Annotated in this window: 22 protein-coding genes; 13 read left to right on the top strand and 9 right to left on the bottom strand. The window is 59.5% G+C overall.

Going from position 1 to position 24,240, the window contains the following annotated elements; all coding sequences use genetic code 11:
- Positions 1-153 precede the first annotated feature (153 nt).
- From ACRAUW_RS03235 to maiA, 10 genes are all read left to right on the top strand, one after another.
- Positions 154-924 (top strand): ABC transporter ATP-binding protein, encoded by a 771-nt coding sequence (locus ACRAUW_RS03235; protein WP_431361135.1) that lies wholly within the window; start codon positions 154-156, stop codon positions 922-924.
- Positions 925-973: 49 nt separating this feature from the next.
- Entirely contained in the window at positions 974-1,747 is a 774-nt protein-coding gene (locus tag ACRAUW_RS03230) for an ABC transporter substrate-binding protein (protein ID WP_431361134.1), read from the top strand.
- 216 nt (positions 1,748-1,963) lie between these two features.
- A complete protein-coding gene (locus tag ACRAUW_RS03225; protein WP_431361133.1) occupies positions 1,964-2,704 on the top strand; it encodes an ABC transporter permease in 741 nt (246 codons plus the stop codon).
- A 3-nt stretch (positions 2,705-2,707) separates the two neighbouring features.
- The gene (locus ACRAUW_RS03220; RefSeq protein ID WP_431361132.1) at positions 2,708-3,400 is read left to right on the top strand and encodes an ABC transporter permease; all 693 of its coding nucleotides are present in this window, start codon (positions 2,708-2,710) and stop codon (positions 3,398-3,400) included.
- A gap of 176 nt (positions 3,401-3,576) precedes the next feature.
- On the top strand, positions 3,577-4,236 hold the full coding sequence (locus ACRAUW_RS03215) for a TIGR01621 family pseudouridine synthase (protein ID WP_431361131.1): 660 nt from the start codon (positions 3,577-3,579) through the stop codon (positions 4,234-4,236).
- Positions 4,236-4,946 (top strand): HAD family hydrolase, encoded by a 711-nt coding sequence (locus ACRAUW_RS03210; protein ID WP_431361130.1) that lies wholly within the window; start codon positions 4,236-4,238, stop codon positions 4,944-4,946. Before ACRAUW_RS03215 ends, ACRAUW_RS03210 begins: the two co-directional genes overlap by 1 nt.
- A gap of 224 nt (positions 4,947-5,170) precedes the next feature.
- Positions 5,171-6,322 carry a 4-hydroxyphenylpyruvate dioxygenase gene (gene hppD / locus ACRAUW_RS03205; RefSeq protein WP_431361149.1) on the top strand — a complete coding sequence of 384 codons (1,152 nt, stop codon included), beginning with the start codon at positions 5,171-5,173 and terminating at the stop codon, positions 6,320-6,322.
- A complete protein-coding gene (locus ACRAUW_RS03200) occupies positions 6,315-7,466 on the top strand; it encodes a homogentisate 1,2-dioxygenase (protein ID WP_431361129.1) in 1,152 nt (383 codons plus the stop codon). The genes hppD and ACRAUW_RS03200 overlap by 8 nt, the downstream gene beginning before the upstream one ends.
- Positions 7,467-7,476: 10 nt before the next feature.
- Positions 7,477-8,472, top strand: coding sequence for a fumarylacetoacetate hydrolase family protein (locus ACRAUW_RS03195; protein WP_431361128.1), 996 nt, complete (start codon positions 7,477-7,479; stop codon positions 8,470-8,472).
- 69 nt (positions 8,473-8,541) lie between these two features.
- The gene (gene maiA, locus ACRAUW_RS03190) at positions 8,542-9,180 is read left to right on the top strand and encodes a maleylacetoacetate isomerase (protein WP_431361127.1); all 639 of its coding nucleotides are present in this window, start codon (positions 8,542-8,544) and stop codon (positions 9,178-9,180) included.
- Positions 9,181-9,354: 174 nt separating this feature from the next.
- Here maiA and ACRAUW_RS03185 read toward each other — a convergent pair whose 3' ends face one another.
- The 4 genes from ACRAUW_RS03185 to ACRAUW_RS03170 all read right to left on the bottom strand — a co-directional run bounded on the left by ACRAUW_RS03185 (position 9,355) and on the right by ACRAUW_RS03170 (position 13,416).
- Positions 9,355-10,023 (bottom strand): ATP-dependent Clp protease proteolytic subunit, encoded by a 669-nt coding sequence (locus tag ACRAUW_RS03185; protein WP_431361126.1) that lies wholly within the window; start codon positions 10,021-10,023, stop codon positions 9,355-9,357.
- Between the two features lie 421 nt (positions 10,024-10,444).
- Positions 10,445-11,977, bottom strand: a complete 1,533-nt coding sequence (locus tag ACRAUW_RS03180; RefSeq protein ID WP_431361125.1) for a tripartite tricarboxylate transporter permease — start codon at positions 11,975-11,977, stop codon at positions 10,445-10,447.
- Between the two features lie 9 nt (positions 11,978-11,986).
- Positions 11,987-12,418: a tripartite tricarboxylate transporter TctB family protein gene (locus ACRAUW_RS03175; RefSeq protein WP_005350923.1), complete on the bottom strand. Its 432-nt coding sequence runs from the start codon at positions 12,416-12,418 to the stop codon at positions 11,987-11,989.
- A gap of 11 nt (positions 12,419-12,429) precedes the next feature.
- The gene (locus ACRAUW_RS03170; protein ID WP_431361124.1) at positions 12,430-13,416 is read right to left on the bottom strand and encodes a Bug family tripartite tricarboxylate transporter substrate binding protein; all 987 of its coding nucleotides are present in this window, start codon (positions 13,414-13,416) and stop codon (positions 12,430-12,432) included.
- 222 nt (positions 13,417-13,638) lie between these two features.
- Here ACRAUW_RS03170 and tctD point away from each other — a divergent pair, with 222 nt between their 5' ends.
- Together tctD and ACRAUW_RS03160 are read left to right on the top strand one after the other, a co-directional pair.
- Entirely contained in the window at positions 13,639-14,313 is a 675-nt protein-coding gene (gene tctD / locus ACRAUW_RS03165) for a transcriptional regulator TctD (protein WP_431361123.1), read from the top strand.
- Positions 14,309-15,712: a sensor histidine kinase gene (locus tag ACRAUW_RS03160; protein WP_431361148.1), complete on the top strand. Its 1,404-nt coding sequence runs from the start codon at positions 14,309-14,311 to the stop codon at positions 15,710-15,712. The genes tctD and ACRAUW_RS03160 overlap by 5 nt, the downstream gene beginning before the upstream one ends.
- A gap of 60 nt (positions 15,713-15,772) precedes the next feature.
- Here ACRAUW_RS03160 and ACRAUW_RS03155 read toward each other — a convergent pair whose 3' ends face one another.
- The 4 genes from ACRAUW_RS03155 to ACRAUW_RS03140 form a co-directional block, all read right to left on the bottom strand.
- Entirely contained in the window at positions 15,773-19,207 is a 3,435-nt protein-coding gene (locus ACRAUW_RS03155) for an ImpA family metalloprotease (RefSeq protein ID WP_431361122.1), read from the bottom strand.
- Positions 19,208-19,504: 297 nt separating this feature from the next.
- Positions 19,505-20,260 (bottom strand): UDP-2,3-diacylglucosamine diphosphatase, encoded by a 756-nt coding sequence (lpxH, locus tag ACRAUW_RS03150; protein ID WP_431361121.1) that lies wholly within the window; start codon positions 20,258-20,260, stop codon positions 19,505-19,507.
- The gene (locus tag ACRAUW_RS03145) at positions 20,257-21,054 is read right to left on the bottom strand and encodes a DUF4269 domain-containing protein (protein WP_431361120.1); all 798 of its coding nucleotides are present in this window, start codon (positions 21,052-21,054) and stop codon (positions 20,257-20,259) included. Before ACRAUW_RS03145 ends, lpxH begins: the two co-directional genes overlap by 4 nt.
- On the bottom strand, positions 21,044-21,541 hold the full coding sequence (locus ACRAUW_RS03140) for a peptidylprolyl isomerase (protein ID WP_431361119.1): 498 nt from the start codon (positions 21,539-21,541) through the stop codon (positions 21,044-21,046). The genes ACRAUW_RS03145 and ACRAUW_RS03140 overlap by 11 nt, the downstream gene beginning before the upstream one ends.
- Positions 21,542-21,753: 212 nt before the next feature.
- On the opposite strand from ACRAUW_RS03140, the gene cysS reads away from it, so the two are divergent.
- Positions 21,754-23,130: a cysteine--tRNA ligase gene (gene cysS, locus ACRAUW_RS03135; protein ID WP_431361118.1), complete on the top strand. Its 1,377-nt coding sequence runs from the start codon at positions 21,754-21,756 to the stop codon at positions 23,128-23,130.
- Between the two features lie 632 nt (positions 23,131-23,762).
- On the opposite strand, the gene ACRAUW_RS03130 is transcribed toward cysS, so the two are convergent.
- On the bottom strand, positions 23,763-24,240 hold a 478-nt coding region (locus ACRAUW_RS03130; RefSeq protein ID WP_431361117.1), incomplete at its 5' end, for a hypothetical protein.

Genomic DNA, 24,240 nt, shown 5'->3' with positions numbered 1-24,240 from the left:
AGAGCAAATCTATTGAAGACCCTTGTTCTGTATTGTTTTTTCACTATCCGGGTGATATTTTCGCTGAAGGTTGCCATCGGTTAATGTTTTGTTAAATGAGCGATGGTTGAGTCACGCCCCTGCGGCGTTTAGGGACAGACAAGGTTGTAATGGATGAGCGACGTTGCCGCACTGGAAGTACGTGATCTGCACAAGTATTTTGGCACCCACGAAGTGCTCAAGGGCATCGACATGACTGCCCACAAGGGGGATGTCATCTCCCTTATCGGCTCCTCGGGTTCGGGGAAGTCGACTTTTCTGCGCTGTATCAATCTGCTCGAAACCCCCTCATCTGGCACAGTCTCCCTCCATGGTGAGTTGATACGGATGAAAACCAGTCGCTCTGGCGAGCGGCTGCCGGAGGATATGCGTCAGGTGGAGCGGATCCGCAGCCGGCTGGCCATGGTGTTTCAAAGCTTCAATCTCTGGTCACACATGACCATCATGCAGAATATTATCGAAGTGCCGATCCAGGTGCTCAAGGTGCCTCGCGCAGAGGCTCTGGCCAAGGCGGAGCAACTGCTCAACCGGGTTGGACTCTGGGAACGGCGTGACTACTACCCGGGGCACCTATCCGGTGGTCAGCAGCAGCGGGCCGCCATTGCCCGTGCGCTGGCGGTGGATCCCGAAGTGATGCTGTTTGATGAACCCACTTCGGCTTTGGACCCCGAGCTGGTAGGGGAGGTGCTCGGCCTGATGCGCGAGTTGGCCGAAGAGGGACGCACCATGCTGGTGGTGACCCACGAGATGTCGTTTGCCCGGGATGTATCGAACAAGGTGATGTTTTTGCATCAGGGGCGGGTGGAGGAGGAGGGCAACCCCAAGGAGATTTTCGCCCATCCCAAATCTGAGCGGTTCAAGCAATTCATCTCCTCCATCTATTGATGGCGGGATGATCGGTTATTCAATCAACTGTTTTATCAAGGAGAGATACATGAACAAGCTGATGCTGGTGACAGCCGTAGCCACTGCCCTCGCGTCCGGTAGCCTGATGGCCAAGGAGTGGAAAGAGGTTCGGGTCGGGGTTGAGGGTGCCTATCCTCCCTTCTCCTGGACCGAGCCCAGTGGCGAGCTGAAAGGCTTTGATATCGACATCGCCAACGCCCTGTGCGAAGAGATGAAAGTGAAATGCACTCTGGTCAAGCAGGATTGGGACGGCATCATTCCGGCGCTGCTGTCGCGCAAGTTTGACGCTATCATCGCCACCATGGACATTACCGAAGAGCGCAAGAAGAAGGTGGACTTTACCCAGAAGTATCAGCACATTCCGGCCAGCTTCGTTGCCAAGAAAGGAACTGACGTCAAGCTCGACAAAGCCTTTATGGAAGGGAAATCCGTTGCGGTACAGCGTGCGACCTCCATGGATACCTTTATTACTGACAACTTCCCCAATGCCACTATCAAGCGTTATGGCACCGCTGACGAGGCCTATCTCGACCTGAAATCCGGTCGTGTGGACTATGTGCTCGCCGACTCTGCCGCTATCACCGATGGTCTGCTGAAGAAAGAGGGGGGCGATGCCTTCGAATTCGTCGGCCCGAAACTGACCGAGCCCAAGTGGTTTGGTGAGGGTGCCGGTATTGCGGTGCGCAAGGCTGACAAGGATCTGAAAGAGAAATTCAATGCCGCTATTCTGGCGCTGCGAGCCAACGGCAAGTACAAGGAAATCAACGACAAGTACTTCGAGTTCGACGTATACGGCGAGTAAAGACTGGAGCCGTGTAACGGTGAGTCATTCGCCACCTAGATAGCGACTAACAGGCCGACCTGCTCACCTCGTCAGTCGTCATCGGGCCCGTTCTCTCCGTGTGGAGCGATGGGCCCTATTAATTGCAATGGAGCTGCATCTGACCGTATTAAGGATGTGGGTTCTCTTGTTGTTCAGAGGCATCAGCCCACTCGATAAGTTGCAATGGAGCTGCATATGTTTGATTTGAAAGGATACGAAGCCTCGCTGCTGCAAGGCGCCTGGGTCACCCTGGAAGTGGCGCTCGCCTCCCTGCTGCTGGCGTTGCTGCTGGGGATGTTGGGGGCGCTGGCGAAACTCTCTCCCTACAAGTGGGCCCGGGCCATCGCCAGCAGCTATACCACCCTGATCCGCGGCATCCCCGATCTGGTGCTGATGATGCTGCTCTTCTTCGGCGGTCAGGTGCTGATCAACGGCATCTGCACCTGGGTCAACGAGACTTACAACAGCTGGTTACTGGAGAGCAATCCCAATCAGGATTGGGTCTCTCTGCTACCGGATTATGTAGATATCAGCCCGTTTGCCGCCGGTGTGGCGACCATCGGCTTTATTTTCGGCGCCTATATGACCGAGACCTTCCGCGGCGCCATTCTGGCGGTGGATAAGGGGGAGCTGGAGGCTGCGCGCGCTTTTGGCATGCGTTCGAGCCAACTCTTTGTACGGATCCTCTTTCCCCAGATGATGCGCCACGCCCTGCCGGGATTTGGCAATAACTGGCTGGTGCTACTGAAAACCACGGCGCTGGTCTCCATCATCGGCCTTGATGACATGGTGCGCAAAGCCTCGCTGGCGGCGGGATCGACCCAGCAACCTTTCACCTTCTACATGGCGGTGGCGCTGATCTTCCTGATCTTCACTGCCGTCTCCACCTCGGCGCTCAAGTGGGCAGAGCGTCACTATGCGATAAAGACGAGGTAAGCCATGGATTTCTCCATCATTCTCAAAGAGTGGCCCACCTACTGGGAGGGGCTCTACACCACCGTCTGGCTGGTGGCCCTCTCTCTGATCCTCGGTCTGATGCTGGCGGTGCCCATGGGCATCCTGCGCAATAGCCGCAACTGGTTGATCAAGGGGCCGATCTGGGCCTATATCTACTTCTTTCGTGGCACCCCGCTGCTGGTGCAGCTCTTTATCATCTACTACGGCGCTGCCCAATGGGAGTGGCTGAAGAACAGTGCCGCCTGGTCGCTCTTCTCCGAAGCCTGGTTCTGTGCGCTGCTGGCTTTCACCCTCAACACCGGCGCCTATACCGCCGAGATCGTGCGCGGGGCGGTGCACAATATGCCGCGCGGCCAGATTGAGGCTGCCAACGCCTTTGGCATGACCCGCTGGCAGACCCTGACCCGGATCATTTTGCCCAACTCGTTTCGTCGGGCACTGCCGGCTTACAGCAACGAGGTGATCTTCATGCTGCAAGGCTCGGCAGTGGCGGGCATCATCACCATCGTCGATCTGACCGGCGCGGCGCGGATCATCAACTCCCGCTACTACAGTCCGTTCGAGGCCTTTTTGACCGCAGGGCTGCTCTATATGCTGCTCACCTTTGTCATCGTTTGGCTGTTCAAGAAGTGGGAAGCGCGCTGGCACGCCCATCTGCGCCCGCGCAATGTGTAAGGTGTGATCTGCCAAGATGAGCGAAAATGGCTCCGCCTGTTGCAGGCGGGGCCATTTTTTATCTTCATCCTCTGCCCGCCCGGTTTGCCAAATGGCGGATGAGCAGGGAGAATGCAGCACTCCCGAGCGCCGCCAGTTGTTGGCTGCATGCCTTATTCCCCAGTTCCCGAGGTTTTATGTACCGGATATTGTTTGAGCATCCCGCTTTCCTGGTTATCGACAAGCAGCCCGGCATCGGCATGCACGACGAGAAGGGCGACGGGGAGTCGGTCAATCCGGGGCTGGTCAATCGGGTGAAGGCCGATACCGGGCTGACCCTCTATCCGGTTCACCGGCTCGACAAGATGACCTCCGGGCTGGTGCTGCTGGCCCGCACCACAGAGGCGAACCGTGAGCTGAGTATGGCTTTTGCGGCCCGTGAGGTGAGCAAGCAGTATCTGGCGCTCTCCGATCGTAAACCGAAGAAGAAGCAGGGATGGGTGAAGGGGGATATGCAAAAGGGGCGTGGCGGCAGCTGGATGCTGGTGCGCACGCTGGATAATCCTGCCATCAGCTGGTTTGATTCGGTGTCGGTGCGCGAGGGGCTGCGGCTCTATCGCATCAAGCCCCAGACCGGCAAAACCCACCAGATCCGGGTTGCCCTCAAAAGCATCGGCGCCCCCATTCTCGGGGATGAGCGCTATGGCGGTACGCCAGCCGATCGCGGCTATCTGCACGCCTGGCGACTGAGTTTTACCCTGGCGGGCGAGCCGTTCGACTTTGTCTGTCCGCCCGATGTGGGGAGTGCATTTGTCACCCCCGAGCTCACGGCAGCCATCGCAGCCCTTGCGCCCTGATGCTGATGCGCCCAGCGCCTGACACCATTATCCATTCAGCGAAAGAGCGTGATCCTGACGGACGTGCGCCGCGCTGGATCCTGGCCGACTTTGACGACACCCTGGCCCCCGGCGACAGCCACGCCGGTCTGCTGTGCTATATCCTGCGCCGCCGGATCTGGCCGCTGCTGCTGTTGCCAGTGATTGCGCTCGGTGGTTTGGTCTATTTGTTGCCAAGTCAGCTGGTTCCCAGCCCGCGGCGGAGCGGTATCTCCCTTATCTGGTGGGCCATCACGTTGGGGCTCTCTCCTCTCGGCTGGCGCAAGCTGGTGCGTGCCTATTGCAGCACCAGGCCGGGGCTGTATCGTCAGGCTCGCGAGCTGCTGCAAAGCGAGGGGGCGCGCTGCTGGGTGATCTCTGCCAGCCCCTGCGCGCTGGTGCGAGCCCAGCTCTATCAGCAACTGCCCGGCCAGTTGCCCCACCGGATCATTGGCTCGCAGATGTACTACCGTTTTGGCGGCCTGATGCCGCGCTTCTATTGCCACGGTCAGCACAAGCTGTTGCCCGAAATCTGCGCCCTCGATGCCGAGCTGACCTTGAGCGACAGCCTGCACGATCTGCCGCTGCTGGGGTTGGGGGAAGAGGCGTGGTTGATCAATCCAACGCCCACGCGACTGCAAAAAGCCCGGGCCCGCTTGCCCCATCTGCTGGTCAAAAACTGGCAACTGTAAGCCAAAGCTGACAGTCCTGCGGGTCGTCACCGTTTGATCCGCAAGGTTGTGGCTTCATTGTCACAATCTATTTACATTTTTTGCTGCCAGCTGCGAAAAACTATCTGCAACCCGCCTCTTCTCTTCCTGCTACGCCCTGCTTCTAATGAAACAAGTTGTTAACACTTGCCGCGCCGCTGGGTGCCGCAATCCGTTTTAACCGAATCAAGAGCAAGGAGCGCCCGATGAATGCCACCTCTTCCGCCACCCATACCATCAATCCGCTGAGCTCTAATCCGTTAGGGACGGACGGCTTCGAGTTTGTCGAGTACACAGCCCCCTGGCCTGCAGGGATTGCCGCCCTCAAGAGCCTGTTCGTTTCGCTCGGGTTTGCCGAGGTCGCCAAGCACAAACACAAGCAGTGCTGGCTCTACCGGCAGGGGGATATCAACTTTGTGGTCAATGCCGAGCCTCACTCCCAGGCGGAGCAGTTTGCCAGAGCGCACGGGCCGAGCGTTTGCGGCATGGCATTTCGGGTGAGCGATGCGGGCAAGGCCCAGCAGTATGCCATCGCCAAGGGGGCCAAGCCCTTTATCGGCAAGATTGGCCCCATGGAGCTCAATATTCCCGCCATCTACGGTATCGGCGAGAGCACGCTCTCCTTTGTCGACCGTTATGGCGACAAGGGCTCCATCTATGACGTGGATTTTGTCTTCTACCCCGACTGGCAGGCCCGGATGGCGGAGGTGGATGCAGGTCTCATCGAGATCGATCACCTGACCCATAACGTCCATCGCGGCAATATGGATGTCTGGTCCAACTTCTACGAGCGGATCGGCAACTTCCGTGAAATTCGCTACTTCGATATCGAGGGCAAGCTGACCGGGCTGCATTCACGCGCCATGACCGCCCCCTGCGGCAAGATCCGCATCCCCATCAACGAGTCGGCGGATGACAAGTCCCAGATTGAGGAGTACCTGCGCCAGTACAAGGGGGAGGGGATCCAGCACATCGCCATGGCCTCCAGCGATATCTACCACACCATCCGCACCCTGCGCAGCCGCGGTACCGGCTTTATGCCGACGCCCGATACCTACTTTGATCAGGTGAACAGCCGGGTCGAGGGGCATCAGGAGGATCTGGCGGCCCTCAAAGAGCTGCGCATCCTCATCGACGGCTCCCCCACCAAGGATGGCATTCTGCTGCAGATCTTTACCGATACCGTGATTGGCCCTGTCTTCTTCGAGATCATCCAGCGCAAGGGTAACGAAGGGTTTGGCGAGGGCAATTTCAAGGCGCTGTTTGAATCGATCGAGCTGGACCAGATCCGCCGTGGCGTGCTGGATGGCGGCGAGGATGAGAAGGGTGCCCGCAAAGAGGGAGCGAGCGATGCGTAACTGGATTAACTTCCCCCATCGGGAGGGGACTCACTCCCGACAGGCCCATGCCGATCTGCCCGAACAGGCCATCTATGAGCGCGAACTGGGGCGCAGCGGCTTTTTCGGCCCCGCCACCCACATGCACCACAAGCATGCCCCCACCGACTGGAGCAGTTGGGAGGGGCCGCTGCGGCCACGGCTGTTTGACCTCAATGCCCTGCAAGAGGAGGTGAGTTCCCTCTCCCCCTGGGTGGCCCCCGACATTCTCAGCAATCCCCACTGCCGCTATCGCATCTGGCGGCTCTCCGAGGCGATGCCGTTTCTGGTGCGCAACGCCGACGGCGACGAGCTGCTCTTTATCCACGAGGGGGGCGGTGAGTTCTTCTGCGATTACGGCCATCTGACTCTGCGGGACGGCGACTATGTGGTGATCCCCCGTGGCACCATGTGGCGCATCGAGCCGACGGCGCCCATGTTCATCCTGATGATCGAGGCGACCAACGACAGCTATCAGCTGCCGGACAAGGGGCTGGTGGGCAATCACGCCATCTTCGACCCGGCGGCGCTGGATGTGCCCGCCATCAACGAACGCTTTTTGGCCCAGCAGGATGAGAACCCCTGGTCGCTGCAGGTGAAGCGCCACGACGAGATTAGCGTCATCACCTGGCCGTTCAACCCGCTGGATGCGCAAGGGTGGCACGGGGATTTGTGCGTGGTGCGCCTCAACTGGCGGGATATCCGCCCGCTGATGAGCCACCGCTACCATCTGCCGCCGTCGGCTCATTCGACCTTTGTGGCGAGCCGCTTCGTGATTTGCACCTTCGTGCCGCGCCCCATCGAGAGCGATCCCGGCGCCCTCAAGGTGCCCTTTTACCACAGCAATGACGATTATGACGAGGTGCTCTTTTACCACGCTGGGGACTTCTTTAGCCGGGACAATATCGAGCGGGGCATGGTCACCTTCCACCCTGCCGGTTTCACCCACGGCCCCCATCCCAAGGCGTTTGCAGCAGGGCAGGCCTATGCCAAGAAGTTCACCGACGAGGTGGCGGTGATGCTCGACACCCGCGATGCGCTGAACGTCGGTAGCCTGTGTGAAGGGATCGAGAACACCCGGTATGTCTCCAGCTGGCAGCGCCCGGACGCGGCTGCCGGCAAATAAGGAATCGCTTATGAAATTGGCAACATTGAACAATGGCAAGCGCGATGGCGCTTTGGTGGTAGTGAGCCGGGATCTGGCCCAGGCGGTGCGGGTGAGCGAGATTGCCCCGACTTTGCAGGCCGCCCTCGACGAGTGGGCCGAGGTTGCCCCCAAGCTGGAGGCTGTTTATCAGCAGCTTAACGAGGGCCGTGCGGCCGAGGTGTTCCCCTTTGACGAAGCGTCTTGCCTCTCTCCGCTGCCGCGCGCCTACCAGTGGGCAGATGGCAGCGCCTACGTCAACCATGTGGAGTTGGTGCGCAAGGCGCGCGGCGCCGAGATGCCGGAAAGCTTCTGGTACGATCCGTTGATGTATCAGGGGGGCTCCGACAGTTTTCTCGCCCCCCGTGGGCCGATTGTCATGGGTTCCGAGGAGTGGGGGATCGATTTCGAGTCGGAGGTGGCCATCATCACCGACGATGTGCCGATGGGGGTGAGCTCGCAGGGGGCTGTTAGCCACGTCAAATTGCTGATGCTGGTCAATGACGTGAGCCTGCGCAACCTCATTCCGGGCGAGCTGGCCAAGGGGTTTGGCTTCTTCCAGTCCAAACCATCCAGCGCCTTCTCGCCGGTGGCCATCACTCCGGACGAGCTCGGCGATGACTGGCGTGATGGCAAAGTGCATCTGCCGCTTCTGACTCACCTCAACGGTGCCCTGTTTGGTGCGCCAGAAGCCGGGGTGGACATGACCTTCAGCTTCTTTGAACTGATTGCCCATGCGGCCAAGACCCGTCCCCTTGGTGCCGGTTGCATCATCGGCTCGGGCACCGTCTCAAATTACGATCGCAGCGCCGGTTCATCCTGCATCACCGAGCGCCGCATGCTGGAAATTCTTGATTGTGATCAAGCTATAACCCCCTATATGAAATTTGGTGATAGAGTGGCCATCACTATGCTGGATCGCAATGGCAGGAGCCTGTTTGGCACACTCTCCCAGCAAGTGGTGCAGAGTGGCAGCCAGACAGAGTGATGATCCCCGAGAGATGGGGTGCCGACAAGTGGTGGGTCTGCCTGTCAGCTGACAAAAGAGGGACGAAATATGTTGCAGTTGTTTGGTTATTGGCGCTCGTCAGCCAGTTTTCGAGTGCGGATCGTATTGCAGCTCAAGGGGCTGGATTATGAGCAGCACCCGATCAATTTGCGGCAGGGAGAGCAGCGCGAAAAGAGTTACATACGGATCAATCCGCAGGGGCTGGTCCCCTTTCTGGTTGATGGTGAGGTACAGATTGGCCAATCGGTGGCCATCATGGAGTACCTTGACGAAACCTATCCTGCCCATCCCCTGATGCCCTCGGCCCCCGAGGCGCGCGCCAAAGTGCGCCAGATTGTCAACATGATCGCCTGCGACACTCACCCTCTCAACAATCTGCGGGTGCTCAACTATCTGGAGACGCATTTCAGAGTGGGCAAGGATCAGGAGGCAGTTTGGTATCACCACTGGATTAACGAGACCTTCACTGCGCTGGAACAGTTGCTGATGACCACAGCCGGTGTCTATTGCGTTGGTAATGAGGTAACGTTGGCCGACTGCATGCTGGTGCCCCAGGTCTACAACGCCCGCCGCTACGATATGGCACTGGAAGCGTATCCGACCATCAACCGTATCGTTGCCAATTGCGAGCAGCTACAGGCTTTTATCAAGGCGGCTCCCGTCAGCCAGCCAGATGCGCAACCCTGAGCGCGCGATGCAGCATTTTGATAGCTAAAGCAGCAAATATTCATTGAGCCAGTGAGACGACTGGCTCACTCACGAAATATGTTCACGCTGTTGCCAGAACTCAGCTTGTTTTTTGTAAACCGCCCTGGCCCTTCCTGTATGTTGAAATGGCTGGCATGGCGGGATTGGCATAAATTAGTTCTGCATATCCGTGATGTAATAGGTCACGGGATATGTTGTCGGTTTTTTCATGTCCTGATTCACGAGGCCTACTTTTTTGGCATTTTCGATATTGTAGGTTGCACGTCGACTCTCAGACGAGGTAATGGCCTTTAGCTCCTCTGCCGGAATTTTGGTACAGGAGGAGTAAATGGTGCGAAAGAGCGAGTTGTATTTTTCAGCGTCGTCCAAAATACGCTGTGCCTGATCCGGCTTCAGGTAATCATTGATTTCATTTGCCGCAGCAGCAGGGTGCAGTAAGAAAGATGCCATTGGCATGGCATAACGCGCACTCGAGGCACAATAAATCATGGTTGCAGCAGAGCCAACCATTGATGCGTTAATCATATTCAGCTTCATCGGGTTTTTACGTAACGCCTCGTAGGCTATATACCCCGAATCCATATCGCCCCCCTCACTATTGAGGTATATGTCTATATATTTTGTGTTGCGAAAGTTACCATCAATTTCATCAATAGCAGCTAATAGCCAAGCTACAGTCTGCGGATTTATGCCAGCATTGAAATAGAGTGCGACTTTATCTACATCAGCATTATTAACAGAGTCAGCCTTGACGTAAAAAGAGTTCGCGTGTGCATGTAGTGGAAATGCCAGGGTAAGTAGCATGAAAATTTTTTTCAACATAAGTTTCCTTTGAGTAATAGAATATGGTCGCTTCATCTCTGACAATATCACAAAATCAAAGTTGGGCATCTAAAAAAACTTGTTGTCAATCGGTGCCTGTTTTAATAAAAGCCTGCTTGTGTCAACTTTGATTGAGCACTTGTGGTGCCGAGCTAACAAAGAGGTTCATCGCGGCTTTCCGGGGAGGGCCGCCTTGATTTTCAAGAAGAATTCCTCCGTGCAACGTTTCTTCTTGCTCATAACACTTGTTGAATGACGTCAGTTTGAAGCTCTTGATGTGTCAGAGAAAACGGGGCGATTAGCGTTGATATATCGGGTGTTTTTATACCGTTAGTAATAGATAGATGCGGTCTGGAAAAAGGGCGAGATCGTTCAGATCTCGCCCTTTTGTATCAATATATCCCGTCATCTTTCTATCGGATCAGGCTCCCTGCTCCGGGCGGGCGTCCGGGATCAGCGGAGCGGCTTTGCGGCGGCGCAGCAGGCGTACCAGCGGGGGCAGGGCGATCACTACAATAGCCAGAACCAGCAGGATCTGGCTGATGCCGCTGCTCCACAGGATGGCGTTGTCGCCATTGCTGATGGAGAGGGCACGGCGCAGGTTCTGCTCCAGCATTTCACCCAGCACGAAGCCCAGAATGAGCGGTGACATGGGGAAGTGCATCTTGCGCAGCAGGTAGCCAAAGACTCCGAGGCCCACCATCAGCAGCAGATCGAAGGTGGTGCTGTGCACCGCATAGACCCCCACCGCCGAGACGCTGGCGATGGCGGGAACCAGAAACCAGAGCGGGATGGAGAGCATGCGGGTAAAGATCCCCACCATGGGGATGTTCATCACCAGCAGCATGACGTTGGCCAGCAAGAGGGCGGCGATCAATCCCCACACCACATCGGGCTGTTCGGTGAACATGGTGGGGCCGGGGGTGATGTTATAGAGGGTCAGCGCCCCCATCATCACCGCCGTGGTGCCCGACCCCGGCACCCCCAGGGTGAGCATGGGGATAAAGGAGCCACAGGCTGAGGCGTTGTTGGCCGCCTCCGGCGCGGCCACGCCGCGAATGTCCCCTTCGCCGAATTTGGCATTCGGGCCGGCCAGCCGTTTCTCGCTCATGTAGGTGATGGCGCTGGCGATGGTGGCACCGGCGCCGGGCAGAATGCCGACGAAGAAGCCGATGGTGGAGGAGCGCAACATGGTGCCGGTGCAATAGACCAACTCCTTGAAGTTGAACAGCATCCGCCCGGTGGTGCGCACCAGCTTGCCGCCACCGCTGGTGTGTTCCAGCATCAGCAGGATCTCGCTCACCGAGAAGAGGCCGATCACCACCACGATAAACTGCACCCCGTCCGAGAGGTGAACGCTGTCGAAGGTGAAGCGATAGACGCCAGTGTTGGCATCCACCCCGACGGTGGCGAGCCCCAGCCCAATCAGCGCCGCCATAAAGGATTTGAGCGGATTCTGGCTCATCATGCTGCCAAGGCAAGCGATGGCGAACACCATCAGGGCGAAATACTCCGCCGGCCCGAAGGCGAGGGACCAGCGCGCCAGCGCCGGGGCGAATAGAATGATCCCCCCGATGGCGAGCATGGAGCCGACAAAGGAGCTGACCGCCGAGATGGAGAGGGCCACTCCCGCCTTGCCCTGCTGGGCCATGGGGTAGCCATCCAGCGCGGTCATGATGGCGGCGGCATCCCCCGGCACGTTGAGCAGGATCGAGGAGATCCGCCCGCCATACTCGCAACCTATGTAGACGGTGGCGAGCAAAATGAGCGCCGATTCGGGGGATAGTTTCAGGGCAAAGGCCAGCGGCAACAGGATGGCGACCCCGTTGATGGGGCCAAGGCCCGGCAGCAGGCCGACCACGGTGCCGACAAAGCAGCCGATGAGGGCGATCACCAGATTCTCCAGGGTGAGTGCCACCGCAAAGCCCTGGGAGAGGTACATCCAGGTATCCATATTGACTCCTTAAGAGAACCAGACGCCGAGGGGCAGGGTGACATCCAGCAGCCGGTCGAAGGCAAGATAGAGCACCAGACCGCCGACGACGCCGGAGAGCAGGGCGGCTTTGGCCGAGGCGCCAAACAGGCGCCCAAGCACAAAGGTGAGCAGGGTGGTAGCCAGCGGAAAGCCCAGCCACTCGAAGCTGGCACCGTACCCGGCCAGCGCCACCACCATGATGGCGAGGTGGCGCAGGGTACGCAGCGGCGGCCAGCTGACGGTGTCCGGCTGGCGGCGCAGCAGCAACAGGGCGCAGAGCGCCATCAGGCCGATGATGCCGAGCGGGAAGGGGCGTGGCCCCAGCGGCTCATAGCTGTATTCGCTCTGGATCTGCCAGGCGATAGCGGCGCCTGCCAGACAGAGCAGCAGCCAGATGGCGGCGAAGATGCGATCGCTCATGGCTGCGGCTCCTATTTGGCCAGACCGAAGGCTTTGGCCTGCTCGCGATATTGCGCCACCTGCTCCTTGACATAGCTGTCGAGCGCTTCGCCGGTGAGGTCAAACTCGAACAGGCCGCGCAGATCCCGCTGCGCCTTGAAGGTGTCGGTCTTCACCAGCTGATCGAAGGTCTGCTTCCACCACTGGTATTCGCTGTCGCTCACCTTGGGGCCGACATAGAAACCGCGGATCACCGGCCACACCAGGTCATAACCCTGCTCCTTGGCGGTGGGGATGGTGGCCAGCTTGCCGGGCAGCCGCTCGGCAGAGAACACCGCCAGCACCCGCAGTTTGTCGCCGCCGATATAGGGCACCATCTCGCTCAGATCGCCGGAGACTGCCTGCACATGGTTGCCCAGCAGCGCGGTGACCGGCTCGCCACCCCCTTCAAAGGCGACGTAGCGCATCTTGTGCGGATCAACCCCGGCCTGTTTGGCCAGCAGCGCCGTTTTCATCCAGTCCTGACTGCCGATGGAGGCGCCTGCCCCGATGACCACGCTGTTGGGATCGCGTTCCATGGCGCTCACCAGCTCCTTGAGGTTCTGATAGGGGGCATCGTGGCGCACCGCGATCATGCCGTAATCGGTGCCCACCGCCGCCAGCCAGCGCACATCGTCCACCCCGTAACGGCCAAATTTCCCCTGGGAGAGGTTGAGCAGGGAGCCACCGGAGAAGGCGACAACGGTCCCCGCCTCGGCAGGGCGCTGGGCCACGATGGCGTTGTAGGCCACGGCGCCGACCCCGCCCGGCATATAGGTGACCCGCATCGGTTTGTCGATGGTGCCGGTCTCCTGCAGGCTCACCTGCAGCAGCTTGCAGGTGAGATCGAAACCACCGCCCGGTTTGGCCGGTGCGATGCATTCGGTACGGCTCGGGGTAGCGGCACTCTCGGCCGCCTGCAGTGGCAGGGCGCCGAGCAGGGTCAGCAGGGCGAGGGCATGATGTGTGCGTTGCTTCATGGTTGTGTGCTCCATCTTGTCGTTGTTTTTCCTGGGTGTGACTCCGTCGATAGACGAAGTGATGCGGAATTGTTAAAACAGCAACCTTTCATTCACCTTTCAATCGCTGACCAATAGCCGGGAGTGTGACCTAGATCGCACCTTCTCCCGCAATAGCAGTGACGAAGGGGGGCAATTGAGGCACTTCGGCTGAATGCTGCGGTTAGGAACAAGGGGAGAGGGATGCGCTTGCTGTTGGCAGAAGACAATCACGAACTGGCCCACTGGCTGTCGCGGGCGCTCACCAGCGCCGGTTTCGCGGTGGATTGGGTGGCTGACGGCGCCCGGGCCGATCACCTGCTGCGCCACGAACAGTACGCGCTGGCGGTGCTCGATATCGAGATGCCCAAGCTCGACGGACTGGCGGTACTCGGCCGGTTGCGTAGTCGGGGGCAGGGGGTGCCGGTGCTGCTGCTCACCGCCCGCGGCGCGGTGGAGGAGCGGATCTGCGGCCTCAATGCGGGAGCCGATGACTATCTGGCCAAGCCGTTCGATCTGGGGGAGCTGGATGCCCGGCTGCGGGCCCTGCTGCGGCGCAGCGAAAGTGGCGGTGCCGAGTTGCGGCTGGGGCGTCTGACCCTGCACCCCGACGGCTATTTTCTGCTGGCCGATGCTCGCCTTGCCCTGACTCCGCGCGAACTGGCGCTGCTGACCGCGCTGATGTACCGCCACGGGCGGCCGGTCGCCAAGGGGCAGCTGTTCGAGCAGGTGTTCAACCTCGATGACGAGGTAGGGCTCGACAGCATCGATCTCTATATCCACCGGCTGCGCAAAAAGCTGGTGGGCAGCGGGGTGGTGATCACCACCCTGCGCGGGCTGGGCTATCTGCTGGAAGCGGCGCCGGAGGCCTCCCATTAGTCGCTCCCTGCTCCATCAACTGCTGCTGTTTCTGGGTGGCCCCCTGCTGATCCTCTGGGCCGCCTCGGCCTGGTACAGCTACTACGGCGCGTTGGCTGCGGCTACCTCGGCCTATGATCGTACCCTGCTCGCCTCGGCCCGCACCGTTGCCGAGCGGCTGACGGCAAGCGATGGTGTTCTCAAGGTGGATGTGCCCTACGTGGTGCTCGACAGCTTCGAGCGCAACATGCGCGATCGCCTCTTCTATCAGGTGCGCGGCATCGACGATAGGGTCATCTCCGGCTTTGACGATCTGCCCCCCATGCCGGACGGTACGCCCCTGACCGACCGCTATCCGGCGCTCGCCTACTTCTACGACGGGCTTTATCAGGAGGCGCCAATCCGCGCCGTGATGCTGTTGCAACCGGTGGGTGAGGGGGGCGTCAACGGCATGGCCCGCATCACGGTGGCGGAAACCCTGCTCGGTCGCCAGCAACTGGCACAGCAGTTGCTCTGGTCGGCCCTGCTGACCCAGGGGGCGCTGGTGGTGCTCACCCTGCTGCTCGCTTATCTGTTGCTCAAGCGGCTGCTCACCCCGATGCGCCGTTTGTCGCGGGAGATCCTGCGCCGCGATGCCGCCAATCTCGCCCCCTTGCCGGATCTGCTCCCCTGGCAAGAGACCCGGCCGCTGGTGCAGGCGTTCAACCGCCAGTTGGCCAGATTGCGCCAGCTGGTGGCCCGGCAGGAGCGCTTCAGTGCCGATGCCGCCCATCAGCTGCGCACGCCGCTCACCATCCTGAAAACCCAGGTGGAGGTGGCGCGAAGCAGTGGCGCCCCGGCCCTGATGAGCGAAAGCCTCGATGCCATGGCGGTGCGGCTCGATCACACCATCGCCCTGACCGAGCGGCTCCTGCTGCTGGCCAGACTCAAATCGGACGAGTGCTCCGGGTTGCGCCAGCGTGAGCCCATTGAGTTGACGGCGCTGGTGCAGCAGGCCTGTCTGTCACGGCTGGCGCAGGCGCGCAGCAAGGGGATCGATCTCGGTTACGAGGGGGAGGAGTCCGCCATCATGGTGGCAGGGGAGCCGCTGCTGCTCGGGGAGCTCTGTGCCAACCTGCTCGACAACGCCATCAAATACACCCCACCCCACGGCACCGTGACGGCGCGGGTGGTGCGAAGCAACGGGCAGATCTGGCTGGAGGTGGAGGATAGCGGCCCCGGCATCGCCCCCGAGTTGGCGGAGCGAGTCTGGCAGCCGTTCCAGCGCCTCGAGCAGGGGAGTGAACAGCCGGGGGCTGGGCTGGGTCTGGCGCTGGTGCGCGACATCACCCACTACCACCACGGCGAGGTGGTATTGCTGCCTGCCACCCAGCTGGGGGGCTTGCTGGTCAGGCTGATCTTGCCGCTGGCAACATCGTGAGGGCGTTCAAAAAAGAAGCGCCCTGCCGGGCGCTTGTTATGGTTATCGCGATGACCCTATTCAGGGTGTTGGGCAGGCGCTTGGCGAGCCACTGTTGCGGGGCCAGAGGGTGGTGTTGTCGCTTTCAGAGAGCGGCAGGAATGTGACGCCTTCGCTCATGTTGGCTGGGGGCAGGTCATCCTCTAGCACATACATCCCCATCGGCAGGCGGCCATAACGCTGGTTGGCCTGCACTTGAGCGACCGCGAGGCTTGAGTAACGCAGGCCAAGCAGATCGAAGTGATTGCGCCAGTCCCAACCGGTGAGCCGACTGAGTGCGACCAGCATAAAGTCATTGCCCGGTATGTCGCGCACCCGTTTGCCGCCATAGACAACATGCCCCGAGTAGGGGAACAGGCTAAAGCCAAGCCTATCCTTGTTGGCATTCCACTGCGCTTCACTGTCGGCTGCCGCGCCGAAGATCCGTGAATGCTGATAGAGCAGGGTGAAGAGAGTGAAGCCATCGTTCAGCCGGGAGCCATCAGCCAGGGTCATACCATGGGCGCGTAATGCCATCTGGATATAAAACGCCATGCGATAGCCGTTATGGACCGCATAGGCATTGCTCTTCCAGGGGGCTTCGTAGCGACTCTCGCCGGTATCGAGCACCTGGCAGTTGGCCCCGAGCACGACGCGGTTGCCACTCCTGTCCCGTACCTGCGCCGCATCAGACATGAACACATAGAAGAGATCCTTGTGATTCATGTGTCCATCCTTGATGGGCGCCGTATTGCCATCTCTCAGATAATGGGCGCGCCACTTCACCACATAAGGGAAGATGTTGTTGGAGTTTTCCCCCGCCCGGCTGTCGTAGCCACTCCAGTTGTCGGCATCGCCTGCCGCAGCGTACTGCACGTTCAACCGGTTGGTCTGCAGGTTGTGGCCCAGTTCGTGATTGTCGAGCCAGCCGGTCGGGCTGATGCTGCCGGAAGAGTCCCACGGGTTGCCACTGCAACCACTGCCGCAATGGGCATTCTGGTCATAGTTGGCATGCTGGATGATGGTGCGGGTATGGAGTGATTCATCGAGACAACCCTCCCCCAGCAGTGCCAAGCAAGCGTTTTTAACATCTACCGGCAGCGACTCATCGAGCCCCTTGCCCTGAATTTTCAGGCCCGCCAAGGTGTAGACACCATTGATGTGATCCCGGGCGATGCTGTCGAGCAGGGCATTGGTATCGGGGATCGCGCCACCCACTGCCTTGGTGAAACGGTCCCGGCGCAGATGCTGTTCGGCGCCATCGGCCCGCAGATCGATATGGGGCAGCTCGGTTTGCTCCAGCCGCTCGTTGAACTCGCGTATCTGCTGTTCATCACTGAAATCCAGGATGGCCGGATGACGGGTGACGCCAGTGGCGCTCACCTGGACAGCCAGCGACTCGGCCCCCCCCTCCAGATAGAGGTAGATTGGGCCGCCATAGGGAGAGGTGAAGGTAACGCTGCCCCCCTTTGCCAAGATCAGCCGCCCGGTGGTCAGCTCCAGCGGGGCCCGATAGACCTTTTGCTGATAGGCACGATTGGTATTGGGCCTGTGGTAGTTGAGCCGGACAGTGGCGGACACATCGGCGTTATCGGTGCGTCTCAGGGTGATGGTCTGTCCCGGCAGGGCATACCAGCCGGTGGTGGTCCACTGCCCGCTGTAGGGAACTGCAATACGCCGACTGTCGGTGAGTGTGGTGGGATAGGCATAGTGAGCCGCCTCTCCCTTGACCACCTTGCTGCGATCAGTGACGTACTCCCCCAGATCGGGCTGGGCCGGGGTACGGGTGCGGGCATAGTTCACCAGCCAGTCGGCAAACATCGCCTGCTGCCAGGATTGATGCTCATCCCAGGCAATCGGGTAGTCGATAGTGGCACGATATTTATCCGCCAGCAGCAGGGTGGCGGGCAGCAGTGTCAGGCCGTCACGGACAAAGGGGCTGATCCCTGCCTTGTCGAGGGTGCTGGCCCCATTTCTCAGCCAGTCTGCCCCCTGCTTGAACTGCTGGTTGAAGCTCTCCGACTCACCGCAATTGATGAAGTTGCCGCTGCAGCTATCGAGCCACTGGGTTGTGAAGTTGCGATCCAGAAGGTTGCCAAGCAGGGTATCGACCGCCATCAGCTGGGCGTCGGGTGCCATGATGGTGTTCACTGCCAGATTGCTGGTTCTGAGTTTTGACCAGTAGTTGCCCCAGGTGACCAGCCCCATATCGAGATAGAGGGGGCTGAGCAGCGGGCTGGCATCGCGCCGGTAGTTGGAGAGCAGCAGCGGGATCCCGGCCGCTTTGGCCTTGGCGATCCCCTCTGCGATCCCCTGATACCCCAGCCCCTGGCGGTCGATATCGCTGATCACGATAAGCTCCGGCGCCATGGTATCAATGCAGTCGCTCAGCGCCTGATAATCGCAGGTATTGGCCTGGTTGATATTGTGCTTGTCGGGATAGATCGTCTTGAGCCAGTCTCGCACGCCTTCGTTATGGGGAAAATACCAGCTATCGCTACGGCTCGGCATCTGGGCGGTGAGGATGCGCAGGCCATCGCTATCCTTGCCCCGGGTCAGCCAGCCAATCAGGCCCTTGAGCAGCGCCTCGCTCTGCGCTGTGCGGTCAACGGAAAACAGGTTCGCCCCCATGGCGGCCTGACGGTAATCGTCTTGCTCGGAGAGCATCACCAGCCCCCGGATCTCGCTCTCCCCCTTGCCATTGATGTTGGAGGGGAGCAGGGTCACCGTGCTCTCCGGCTGGAAGCTGGAAAAGGTGATGGCATCGTGGCCCGGGTTCCAGCTGATCTGTGCCATCCCCTGATAGAGGCTGCCAACCAGCGCGGTGCGGTGCGCCTCACTGTTGGCAATCGCCGCACGGGCATGGGCGATCAGGGATTGCTCGCTGGCAAGGGTATGATCTTCCCGGGCAATCGCATTGGCGGCATCGCTGATAAAGCGGGCCGAGACCTGACAATCGGCGCGCATGGGGGCTGTGGTGTAGGTGTTGCCTGCCAGTGTGCCCTCACACCCGTTGAGCTGCGCCAGCACGAAGCCACTCTCGGGCTGCACGGTGAAACGGCCCCGCTCACCGGTGTTCAGGCGCAACGAGTCGGGACTGAGTGCGCCCCCCTGAGAAGCTTGGGTGGTGGCGTTGAAATAGACGGCGGCACTCTCCTGCGTGAAGCTGGCCGAGATTTGGCAATCGCTGCTCATGGGGCCTGTGGTATAGGTGAGGCCGTCCAGGGTGCCATCGCATCCGCTTATCCCGGTCAGGAGGTAACCGCTGTCAGCCTGTACCGAGAAGCGCCCCTGTTCACCCGCCGCCAACCGCAGGCTGGTGGGGTTCAACTGTCCGCCCGCGCTGCTCTGGCTGGATGCCTCGAAATAGTTGGGGGTGACAGGGGGGCGAGTAGAGGTCTCTTCCTGTTCGCCGTCACCGCCGCCACAGCCTGTGATCAACAGCGTCAGTAAGGGGGTGAGAACCGTCTTTTTCATTGTTTGATACGTTCCTTGTGTTACGACGGGTAGGGGAGTCGGTAGTCTAATGAGCAGCCCTGCTTATTTCAACGCTGATTGAATGAACGTTTGGCTTTATTTTCAGCATCTTGGATGTTTTTTTTGGCCAGCTTTTGCCGTATTTGGTGTTGCTGGCGCAGCAGAACCGATAGGGATGGGGCGAGCACCCCATCAGCACAGGCCATACCAGCCTGAGCTCACCGTAATGAGTCGGTTCACCGGGTTAACGGGGGATGCCGGGCTGCAGGTTTTGCCTGCAACCCGCACAGGGGGATGTCAGACGGATGGGTGAGCGGCGGGATCGATTGTTGCCAGCGCCCGCATTTCCAGCCGCTGTTCGCCGGGGCGACAGACCAGCACCGAGCCTTGCTCGAACCAGTCTCCCAGCACGATGCGCCGCGCCGGCTGGCCATCGAGGGTGAAGTCGTGGATGGCGGGTCTGTGGGTGTGGCCGTGGATCATCATCCGGCAGTCGTGGGCGCGCAGGGTGTCGTCCACCGCCGCGGGCGTCACATCCATGATGATCTGGCTCTTGTGGGCATTTTCCATCTGGCTTTGGCCGCGCATCTTGCAGGCGATGGCCTGACGGCGGGCAAGCGGCAGCCGCAAAAAGAGCCAGCGCAGCCATTTGAGCTGGGTGATGCGGCGAAACTTCTGATACCCCTCATCCAGGGTGCAGAGCAGATCGCCGTGGCTCAGCACTACCCGCTCCCCATAGAGCTCGATGACGCAAGGGTCACCCAGCAATGTCATCCCAGCGCGCTTGGCAAACTGTTGCCCCAGCAGAAAGTCACGGTTGCCGTGGATAAAGTAGATGGGCACGTTCTGCTGGCTCAGGGCCAAGAAGGCGTCAGCTATCTGTTGATGAAGCGGATTGGGGTCATCATCGCCAATCCAGAATTCGAAGAGATCCCCCAGCACATAGAGGGCATCGGCGCCGGGGGCGTCGTGCTCGAGAAAGCGCACCAGTGCCGCGGTCATATCGGGCCGCTGGGCAGAGAGGTGAACGTCACTGATAAAGAGGGTGCTCATGATGTGGGGGTCGGGCTCTCGGTCGAAACAGGGCAAACGGGGGTGGCAGAAGTAGTAGAAACAACAGGGGACGAACAGTGCGCTGCGGGCGTCATCGCGCCAGTTGAGGTATGGATATCGTCACGGGATGGCGGCTGCCATGCCAGCTCGGCCAGATGGCGTCCCTCCAGCGTCAGCAGCGCGGCGTAAGGATCGCCCGCCAGACCCAGCAACCGGCACATGGCCGCTTCCCCTTTCAATCCCTCCTCAAGGCGCAGACGCAGCACTTCGCGGTAGAAGGCATCATCAAACCGCTCGATCAACGCGGCCATCAGGGTGAGGTGGCGCCAGCCGTTCAGCGTCTCGATGGGGGCGGGGGTGACGTAGAGCTCCAGCGGCCAGCTGGCATTGCTCTTGTCAGAACCGCTATCAGCACAGCTCTGGTCGAGGCAGGCAAAGGTGCGCTCCAGCAGCCAGATATTGTCGCCCTTGTGGCTCGCCTGCCACCCTTGATCTGCAAAAGTAGCGGCAAACTCGGCCGGAACAGGATGCTGGCAGAGAATATCGAGATCGCTACCCGGCCGATCGAGGCCGATGGCCAGCGTGCTCACCAGCGCCATGTCGGCGCACTGCGCTGCCAGCTCATCCCACAACCCGGCGGTGAGCAGGGCATGAGCCGAGCGCTGGCGCGGGTTGCCGTGGGCCAGATAGTCGAGGCGGCGCCAGTTTGGGCTGGCAGTGGGGGAGGCAGATGGAAAAACTGCGGCCGGGGCCGCAGTTTTGTCAGTGCCGAGTCGGCAGAGATCAGTCAGCAAGGGTCACCTTGGTGATCACCACGTCTTCTACCGGCACGTCCTGGTGGATGCGGCCGTAGTTGCCGGTCTTGACGCCCTTGATCTTGTTGACCACGTCCATGCCGGCGGTCACTTCACCGAATACGCAGTAGCCAAAGCCCTGAGTGGTGGCGGATTTGAAGTCGAGGAAGTCGTTGTTGTTAACGTTGATGAAGAACTGGGCGCTGGCAGAGTGCGGCTCCATGGTACGAGCCATGGCGATGGTGCCGACCTTGTTGGAGAGACCGTTGGCCGCTTCGTTCTTGATGGAGGCGCGGGTGTCTTTCTCTTCAAAGCCCGGGGCATAGCCGCCGCCCTGGATCATGAAGCCGTCGATGACGCGGTGGAAAATGGTGTTGTCGTAGTGACCGTCACGGCAGTATTGCAGGAAGTTGGCCACGGTTTCCGGGGCTTTTTCAGCGTTCAGGGTGAGGGTGATGTCGCCGTGATTGGTGTGCAGAGTGACCATGATATGTCCTTTCATTTGATGCGGGCGACGAAGTGCCCGCAGGTGTATGGCATAAAGTGGTGGCAATTCTAGCCCATCAGGGGCTGGCGGCATAGTCTCTCTGGCGCCGTAACCGTGCTGGCAGGCGGGATTGGCCCGCTTTTCTGCCTCGTTTTCTGCCCCCGAACGGGGTATTATGACCAACCATTTTACTCACAGGCAGTGGTTAGAAGATGCTGAAGATATACAACACACTCACTCGTCAAAAAGAAGAATTCAAACCTATCCACCCGGGCAAGGTGGGCATGTATGTGTGTGGCGTCACCATCTACGATCACTGTCATATCGGCCACGGCCGCACCTTCGTCTCTTTTGATGTGGTGGCTCGCTACCTGCGTTACGCAGGTTACGACCTGACCTACGTGCGCAACATCACCGACGTGGATGACAAGATCATCAAGCGTGCCGCCGAGACCCAAGTGACCTGCGACGAGCTGACCGAGCGTCTGATTGGCGACATGCACGCCGACTTCGACGCCCTCGGCATGGTGCGCCCGGATATCGAACCGCGTGCCACCCAGCACATCGAAGAGATCATCGAGCTGGTGCAATCCCTGCTGGAAAAAGAGCACGCCTACGTGGCGGACAACGGCGATGTGATGTTTATCGTCGAATCCTACGCCGACTACGGCAAGCTCTCCGGTCAGGATCTGGAGCAGCTGCAAGCCGGTGCCCGTGTCGACGTGGTCGATGCCAAGCGCAACCCGCTCGACTTCGTGCTGTGGAAGATGTCCAAGCCCGGCGAGCCGACCTGGGAAAGCCCCTGGGGCCCGGGCCGTCCTGGCTGGCACATCGAGTGCTCCGCCATGAACTCCAAGCACCTTGGCAACCACTTCGACATCCACGGCGGCGGCTCCGATCTGCAGTTCCCGCACCACGAGAACGAGATCGCCCAGTCCTGCTGCGCTCACGGTGGCGACTACGTCAACACCTGGATGCACAGCGGCATGGTGATGGTGGATAAAGAGAAGATGTCCAAATCCCTTGGCAACTTCTTCACCATCCGCGATGTGCTGGCCCATTTTGATGCCGAAACCGTCCGTTACTTCCTGATGTCTGGCCACTACCGCAGCCAGCTCAACTACTCGGAAGATAACCTCAAGCAAGCCCGCGCCGCGCTGGAGCGCATGTACACCGCCCTGCGCGATCTGCCGGTAGCCGCTGCTGCCGGTGGCGACGAGCAGGTGGCTCGCTTCAAGGAAGCGATGGACGACGACTTCAACACCCCGGAAGCCTACTCCGCCCTGTTCGATCTGGTGCGCGAGATCAATCGCCAGAAGGGTGAAGACATGGCCGTTGCCGCCGCGCTGGGCGCCCGTCTGCGCGAGCTGGGCGCCGTGCTCGGCATCCTGCAGCAAGACCCCGAGGCTTTCCTCAAGGGTGACGAAGCGGACGAAGAGGTTGCCGAGATCGAGCGCCTGATCGCCGAGCGCAATCAGGCCCGTGCCGACAAGAACTGGGCTGCGGCCGATGCCGCCCGCAACCGTCTCACCGAGATGGGTATCGTGCTGGAAGACAGCGCCGGCAAGACCAGCTGGCGCCGTGCCTAAGGCCAATGGTCTTGTTGGCGTCTGGTGCCAACAGGTTGAGCCAATGAAAAAACCGCAGCCCTAGGGCTGCGGTTTTTGTTTGTGGTCTGCCGGAGGGCTGACACCTTCCCTCTCTCCTGATTGGCATAGCTTTGCCATGCAGGACGCGAGGGCCTTGCCCTCGAAGGTGTTTCGCCCGCCCTTCGGGCTGGGGCGAGTGACTTTTGAAAGACCCACTCTCTTTGGCAAATAACACCAAAAGTCTTCTCCCCCGGCAAACCGCCCGCTTCGCGGGTTCCCTCGTCTCGTCCAACGGGTCGGACGGAGCGCCGCAGACGGCACTTTGGCCTACGCCATCCATGGCTGCGGCTGCGCCATCATCCCTGATGGCGCTCCTGACCCGTTGCACTCGACTCGGCGGTTTGCAGGGGGAACCAATACCGTGCCCGCCCGCGGCTGTAGCGTGCATGTTGACCGCTTTTCCCGCTGAAAAGGAAGAACTGTGCAAGGGGGGAAAAATTGAGTGCAAAAGTGTTTGGGGAATAGAAATAAAAACCGCAGCTCAAGGCTGCGGTTTTTTCTGTGACTTACTTAGGGGTGGGGAACAGCCTCTCATTTTGGAGAAAAGGGCGCCCATAGGAGCTTTATGGCAGTCATATAATTACTTCGTTAATTATTTTTTGTAATTTATCGTTCCAATTCCGCTCTCTTACAGTACTCGATTTTGAAAGGAAGTTACGGTGCCTAAATAATTGAGATTTAATAGTGCTTTGCCACTTTTTATCTAGAGAGTTAGTCTCCAGTATCTGCTCGAACGTAAATAGCATTGATGAAATAAACCAGCAATACTTTCCATAATCTATAGTCCTTTCTTCAGGTTTTTCCATACCGTAGGCAAATTCTGGTTTATCAATACACATAGATAAATATTGGTGATATAAATTGTGAGCTGTTGTGTTTCTAGTTTCAGCAATATTAGCCTCTAACTGTTTCCAGCCTAATTTTAATTGCTTGTTTGCGACATACAAGGCTGACCATGCAATTATTACGGTTGCTATGCTTGAAGCAATACCGATCCATTTCACCCATGTATCAATATCCATTAAAACTGTAACTCCATAATTAATAACA

Origin of the sequence: Aeromonas sp. (assembly GCF_050633025.1) — a bacterium.
Lineage (GTDB): Bacteria > Pseudomonadota > Gammaproteobacteria > Enterobacterales > Aeromonadaceae > Aeromonas.
The sequence above is the reverse complement of the archived record's forward strand: the minus strand, read 5'-3'. Positions and strand labels throughout refer to the sequence as shown.